This is a genomic window from Sandarakinorhabdus sp., from assembly GCF_040398645.1.
Taxonomy (GTDB): Bacteria; Pseudomonadota; Alphaproteobacteria; order Sphingomonadales; family Sphingomonadaceae; genus Sandarakinorhabdus.
On sequence record NZ_JBBATR010000048.1, the window covers coordinates 1 to 6,473 of the forward strand.

Here is a 6,473-nt window from a genome sequence, read left to right on the forward strand (position 1 = left end):
TTGGCCGCATAACCGCCCATCACCGGCTGATAGCCGGGCGGATAATCCGGCGCCGTGCCGGTTACCGCATCGCTATTGGCGCAGCCGCCCACCGCCATGGCCAAAAGGATGGAAACGCAATGCGCGATGGTCGGTTTTGACATGGTGATCGAGGCCTTTTTCAGGAGCGATGCGGCCTGTCTGACAGATAGTGGCTGTCGCCAGCATGAATGTTGCAGTTTTGCTGCCAATTCAGCCAAACGCCAGTTAGCCTAGCGAACGCCAACCGACATAGAGCGACGTGGCGATGACCATCAAGGCAAACAGCCGCCGCGCCAGCGCCGCCCGCGCGGCCAGGCGCGGGGCCAGCCAGCGGGCTGCCGCCACGCCGACGATGCCGCCCGCTGCCATGGCGATCAGCACCGGGCCATCAATACGGCCTGCCGCGGCATAGGTGCTGGCGGTGGCGACGCCGAACACCAGCACCGAAACCAGCGATGATGCCGCTGCGTTGGCCATGGTCATGCCGGCCGCAGCCATCAGGCCGGGCACAATCAGAAAGCCGCCGCCGATCCCGAAAAATCCGGCGAGCAAGCCAACAACAAAGCCTGCCGGCAGCAATTTCAGCGTGATGCCCAGATCAAGCCGCACATCGGCGTTGCCGGCCGCGCCAGCCGGCCGCAGCATCGCCGCGCCCACGGCAAACATGGCAAAGGCGAACGCCGTCAGCAGGCTTTGGCCGTCCAGTCGCTGCGCCAGCGCCGCGCCGACGAGTGCGCCGACCAGGCCCGCCGCGGCAAAGCTGAGCGCGCACGGCCATTTCACGGTGCCGGCGCGGGCTTGCACCGCCAGATTGCCGGCCGCATTCAAGGCGACCGCCGCAGCGCCGGTGCCAATCGCGACATGCGGATCGGTGAGGCCGACAGCATAGATCAGCAGCGGCGTCGCCAGCACCGAACCGCCGCCGCCAAACAAGCCCAGCAGCAGCGCAATGAAGGCGCCGCTGGCCACGGCGACCGGCAGATTGGCGGAGCCGGCGGAGGCAAGCAGCATGTCCATTCAGATCATGCCGCCGCGCGGTTCCACGGCATCACTGCCAGCAGCCGCGCCATGCCGCACCAACCCGATGCGCCGGCAAAGGTCAGCCCAGCGCCGACAAATGCCGACAGCAAGATCCACGCCGGCGCCGCCAGCACACTGAGCAGCACACCGGCCAGCACCAGCGCGCCAGCGGCAATCTGCACCTGCCGCATGATCGGCAACGGCGCCGCACCTTCAGTCTGGCTGCTGCCGGTCAGGGGCAGCCCGGCCTTGCCCCAGGCGTTGATGCCGCCGGCCAAAATGTGGCCGCGGCCGGCGGGCGCCAGCGCCGCCAATCGTGCAGCATTGGCAGACGTGCGGCCGCCGCTGAGGCAGGTGAAGATCATGTCGATGCCCGATCCGCACACCAGCGGGCCGGCGTCGGCCACACTGAGCGGTCGCGACAAGGCTGCGGGAACATGGCGGCTGGAAAACTCGTCGGCTTCGCGCACGTCGATCAATATGGCTTTGCCGTCCGCGAGCAGGGCGGCGGCATCAATGGGTGAAATCAGCGGCAACATCATGTGTCTCCGGTTGGGCCGGTGGGCAGAAAATGCCGGCCAGGGTGGTGATCACCGCCTGCACGGCAGGATCGGCAATGCGGTAGTAGATCGTCTGTCCTTCGCGCCGCGTGGCCACGAGGCCTTCGGCGCGCAGCAGCGCCAAATGCTGCGATTGCGCCGATTGCGACAAGCGCGTGGCAATCTGGCCAGCAGCACGTTCAACGCCAACCAGCTGGCACAGCACCAGCAGCCGCGAATCATGGGCCATGGCCTTGAGCAGGCGGGATGCGGCAGCGGCAGAGCCTTCGAAGCGGGCGAGTTCGTCTGGTGTCATGGTGGCAACATATCAGTTGATTCTAATGTAGCAATATCTAATATGAAGACCGAAAGGGTACGCACATGACCGCAAATGATTCTGCACCGGCCCCCACCGGCCGCCCCGATGTCACCCCGTATTTCGATGTCGGCACCAACACCTGGACCTATCTGGTGGCCGATCCCGAAACCGGCGCTGCCGCCATCATCGATGCCGTGCTGGCCTATGATGCCAAGGCTGCGACCGTGTCTCATACCGGCCTCGATCACTTGCTAGATGTGGTGCAGCAGCGCGGCCTCAGTTTGAAATGGGTGCTGGAAACCCACGCCCACGCCGATCATCTGGCCGGCGGCCACTGGCTGCGCGACCGCAGCAGCGCTCCGCTGGTGATCGGTTCACAAATTACCAAGGTGCAGCAGGTGTTTGCGCCGCGGTTCGGCATGGATGATCTGGCCACCGATGGCCGCCAGTTCGATGTGCTGGTTGATGATGGTGCGGTGCTGCCGCTGGGCAATCTGGCCATTCGCGTGCTGCACACGCCGGGCCACACGCCGGCCTGTGTCACCTATGTGATTGGCGATGCGGCGTTTGTGGGCGACAGCCTGTTCATGCCGGATTACGGCACGGCGCGCTGCGATTTTCCGGGTGGTGATGCCGCCACATTATACGCCTCGATCACCCGCATCCTGGCGCTGCCTGAAACGACCCGCCTGTTTGTCGGCCATGATTATCTGCCGGTTTCAGGGCGCAGCGAATTTGCCTGCGAAACTACGGTGGCCGCGCAAAAGGCTGGCAATATCCATGTGCACGACGGCATCACGGCCGATCAGTTCATTGCGATGCGCCGCGCCCGTGACCAGACGCTGGCACCGCCGGCGCTGATCCTGCCCAGCCTGCAGGTCAACATCGCCGCTGGCGAACTGCCGCCGCCCGACGCACAGGGCCGCCGCTTTCTCAGGCTGCCGCTGACGATCCTGTGAACAGGGCTGGCGTCACGGCCGGCACCAGGCCGTTCGTGACGCCAGCACGCTGGCATCAGCCAAAAACGACATCGCCCGGCGCAAGCGTCTCGACGCCGAGCAACTGGAAGCTTTCGGTCAGGCCGGCACCGTAGTTGATCGTCCAGATTTCGCCGACGTTCGAAATGGATGCGCCGGGGCCAAAGCCCTGGAACACCAGCGTGTCGCCCCACGCGGCGCCGCGCCCGTCGAAATCAAGCACCATATCGCCGTCCACGTCGCCCGGGCGGAATTCGAACCGGTCGTTGCCGATGCCGCCCGTCAGCGTGTCGGGGCCAAGGCCGCCGATCAACCGGTCGTTGCCGCCGCCGCCGCTCAAGATATCGGCCAGGTTGCCGCCATTCAGCACGTTGGCCACACTGTCGCCTGTCGCCACCAGCGCAGCCGGTGCCGCCCGGCCATCGACATTTTCAACATTACGAATGGTCGAGCCCGCAAGATAGAGGCCGCCGCTGATCGTGCCGGCAACCAGATCGACCGTAACCGTACCACCGGCGGCGCTTACCACCAGGCGGTCGTGCACGCCGGCGCCGCCATCGATGATCTGCACGCCGGCCACGGTTTCGCCGCCAAAGCTGTCAACGCCGGCATCGCCGAACAGGCGGTTGGTGCCGCTGCCGCCGACCAGCACATCATTGCCTTCGCCGCCAAACAGCCAATCATTGCCGCCATTGCCTTCGATGCGGTCATTGCCGTCCAGGCCCAGGATGCGTTCTGCCAGACCAGTGCCGCGCAGCGCCTCATAGCCGGGGGCCGAGGTGCCGACGATTTCCACCGGGATTTCAAACAGCGCCAGCATGGCGTCATGATCGGAGCCGCCGCGTTGATCTTCCGTCTGCTGGCTGTTGAGCGCCACCGCGTCGAACCCGGCAAACTGCGCCAGGCTGGACGTCGCGAGAATATGATCAAGCTGCTGGTTGTTGCCATCGAACTGGAAGGAGAAACGCTGTTCAGCCGGCAGCAGATCCGACAGATTCTGCGTGGCGCCGTTCGCGGTCAGCCGGCCGATGCTGGCTTCCCAGCCAAAGCCGTTGAAATCACCCAGCACAGCGATGCGCGCCTGCGGATTGACCGCAAGCTGGGCATCGATGAAATCGCGCACGCCCTGGGCCTGGTTGATGCGCGCCTGGTCACCGGCATTCACCGGCGGCTGGATGGCGCCCGACAGCCCATCGGACCCGAGGCGCGATGTCATGTGGACGTTGACCAGCGTGACCGTCTCGCCATTAAATTCAAAGCTGGCCACCAGCGGCCGGCGCGTGCCGGAATAGGCGCTGCCCTCGATCAACTGCACCGATCCAGCCACCAGGCTGACCCGCGACGGATCATAAAGATAGCCGTTGCGGATATTGGCATTGGGCGCGCCGCCCGTGCTGTTGGCGGTGGTCGGTGCCACTTCGGCATAGGCATAGGCCGGGCCGCCAGCTGCGATAATTGCCGCGATCAGCGCATCCGCCGTTGCCTGGCCCGACAGGCTTCCGCCGGAGGCCTGACCATTGGCATCCTGAATTTCCTGCACGCCGATGATGTCCGGCGCCCGCAGATTGTTCACGATATCGCCGGCCAGCGCCGCCAGCTTTGCCGCTGAGCTATTGGCCGCGACATTTTCAAGATTGTAGCTGGCGACCGACAATTTGTCGGCTGCTCCGGCCAACAAGGTTTCCTCGCGCGGCTGGGTGGCATCCAGCGTGGTGGTCACGGCCTCCGTCACCAGCAGCTCAAAGCTTTCAAAGCCGTAGGACACGACCCCGGTAACATTCGACAGCCGGTCGCCGATCGAGAAGGCATTGTTGAAGCCGGCAAACAGGCCATTGTCATTATCAAGCTGGATGCGTTCGGGATTGAAATCATTTGCCGCCAGCGTCAACGCGCCGTTGGGGGCCTGCCCGGTGGCACCCGCGCCGCCGGACGCGACAACATAGGTTTCGCCAAAATTGTTGGTGTTGGAAATCGCCGTCGGCGCATCGATGGTGATGCGCATGCCTTCCAGGGATTCCCAGAAATCGATGCCGTCCTGCGCCGGATCATAAGTCGCAAAGCCGTCGTTATCGATGATCTGCGTCGGCGGCAGCCGGCCACCCGTGCCGATCACCACGGCGTCGGCGGCGGCGGTGCCAAGGCTGGTGAAGCTCGGGCTGGACAGCTGCGTTACCGTGAGATTGCCGGCGTCGTTGCCGGGCAGGAATTCCCGCACCGTCGCCTGCACTTCCAGCAATTGGCCCACGGTGATGCCGCTGGGCGCGGCGCTGGTGAACACGAAAATACCATCGGAGGTGCGGTCATCGCCGTCCGTCGCGCCGATCGCGGACTGGATATAAAATCCGTTGCTGTCGATGGCCGTAACCACGCCGCGTGTCAGCACGACCTGAGCCAGAAACAGGCTGGCATGGCCCAGGCCCTGAATTTCACCAATCGTGCGCAGCGTCAGCGGCGCCAGCGTGGTGAAATCAAGCGCGCCCGCCGCCAGGCCAGCAAAGTTGTTGCCCGCCGCATCGCGCAGCACACCAGCCGGCGCCGTGAGCTGGTAGGCGGTGCCGCCAACCAGATCGGTCGCCGGGTTGATGGTCACTTCGCTGCCGGAAATGCTCACCTGCGCATCGCCCACGGCGATGGTGCGCACGTCAGTGCCGTTGGACAGGGTGAAGCTGCCCGTGCCGGCCTGCACGGTTTCGGAAAAGCGCAGCACGATATTGGTGGCGACTGGCACGGCGGTGGCGCCGTCATCGGGATCGGCCGGATTGACGGCAATCAGCACCGGCGGCGTGGTGTCCACCACCGGCCCGGCAATCGCAGTGCTGCTGATGTTGATATCATCGATGCCGATGCTTTCGTCGGTACCGACTGCGTTTGTCGTCAGGAAACGCACTTCCAGGCCAGCCGAATTGTTCGCGCCGGCAGGCAGCGTCACATCGACATTGGTGGTCATCGTCGCGCCCGTTGCCGTCACGTCGGCAAAATAGGCGGCTTCGCTCCAGGTGCTCCCCCCGCTTGTCCGCCATTGCACGACCAGCTGCTGGGTGGCGTCGTCGGTGGAATCGATATCACGGATCAGCGCGCGCACCCGCACATCCTGACGACCAGTCGAATCCAGAAACACCACGATATTGGGCGCATCCGCGGTGCCGGAACCATTCAGGCCGATGGTGGGATTGGTGATGGCAAATTCATGCACGCCGCCAGCCAGCGATCCGTTGTTGGGATTTGCGCTGTTGGCCACCACGTCCACCGGGCCCAGTTGTCCAGCGGCGGTAAGGGTGCGCGCATCGCGCCCGCCAGTGGTGCCAGACAAGTCGCCGATATAACCAGTGATGCTCGCCACGCCCGACCAATCGTCGTTGGCGGTGATCAGCCCGGCATTGCTCCAGTCCTGCAGGAAGTCGGCGTCGGCAAGCTTGTGCGGGGTGATGGTCATGGCGGTTCCTGCGCGTTTTGAAATTAAGTGATCGGTAGGGATGAAAGGTTGCAATGCCATGACAGCACAGGTCGATTGTGGCTAACGGCGCCCTATTATTGCGGCGATTTGGCGTTGCAAGAGCAGGGCCGAATTTCAATGTGCGCGGCCCGGTCAAAGCGGCC

At 64.5% G+C, this 6,473-nt stretch carries 6 protein-coding genes; 1 reads left to right on the forward strand and 5 read right to left on the reverse strand.

The window, feature by feature from the left end:
- The 4 genes from ABWP50_RS10380 to ABWP50_RS10395 form a co-directional block, all read right to left on the reverse strand.
- The coding region (locus tag ABWP50_RS10380) for a hypothetical protein (protein ID WP_353217919.1) at positions 1–239 on the reverse strand (239 nt) is incomplete at its 3' end.
- Between the two features lie 7 nt (positions 240–246).
- On the reverse strand, positions 247–1,038 hold the full coding sequence (locus ABWP50_RS10385; RefSeq protein WP_353217920.1) for a sulfite exporter TauE/SafE family protein: 792 nt from the start codon (positions 1,036–1,038) through the stop codon (positions 247–249).
- 5 nt (positions 1,039–1,043) lie between these two features.
- Entirely contained in the window at positions 1,044–1,583 is a 540-nt protein-coding gene (locus ABWP50_RS10390) for a rhodanese family protein (RefSeq protein WP_353217921.1), read from the reverse strand.
- A complete protein-coding gene (locus tag ABWP50_RS10395; RefSeq protein WP_353217922.1) occupies positions 1,555–1,896 on the reverse strand; it encodes an ArsR/SmtB family transcription factor in 342 nt (113 codons plus the stop codon). Before ABWP50_RS10395 ends, ABWP50_RS10390 begins: the two co-directional genes overlap by 29 nt.
- Positions 1,897–1,961: 65 nt before the next feature.
- On the opposite strand from ABWP50_RS10395, the gene ABWP50_RS10400 reads away from it, so the two are divergent.
- Positions 1,962–2,858, forward strand: a complete 897-nt coding sequence (locus ABWP50_RS10400) for an MBL fold metallo-hydrolase (protein ID WP_353217923.1) — start codon at positions 1,962–1,964, stop codon at positions 2,856–2,858.
- A gap of 55 nt (positions 2,859–2,913) precedes the next feature.
- On the opposite strand, the gene ABWP50_RS10405 is transcribed toward ABWP50_RS10400, so the two are convergent.
- Positions 2,914–6,309, reverse strand: a complete 3,396-nt coding sequence (locus ABWP50_RS10405; RefSeq protein WP_353217924.1) for a DUF8508 domain-containing protein — start codon at positions 6,307–6,309, stop codon at positions 2,914–2,916.
- Between the last annotated feature and the right edge of the window lie 164 nt (positions 6,310–6,473).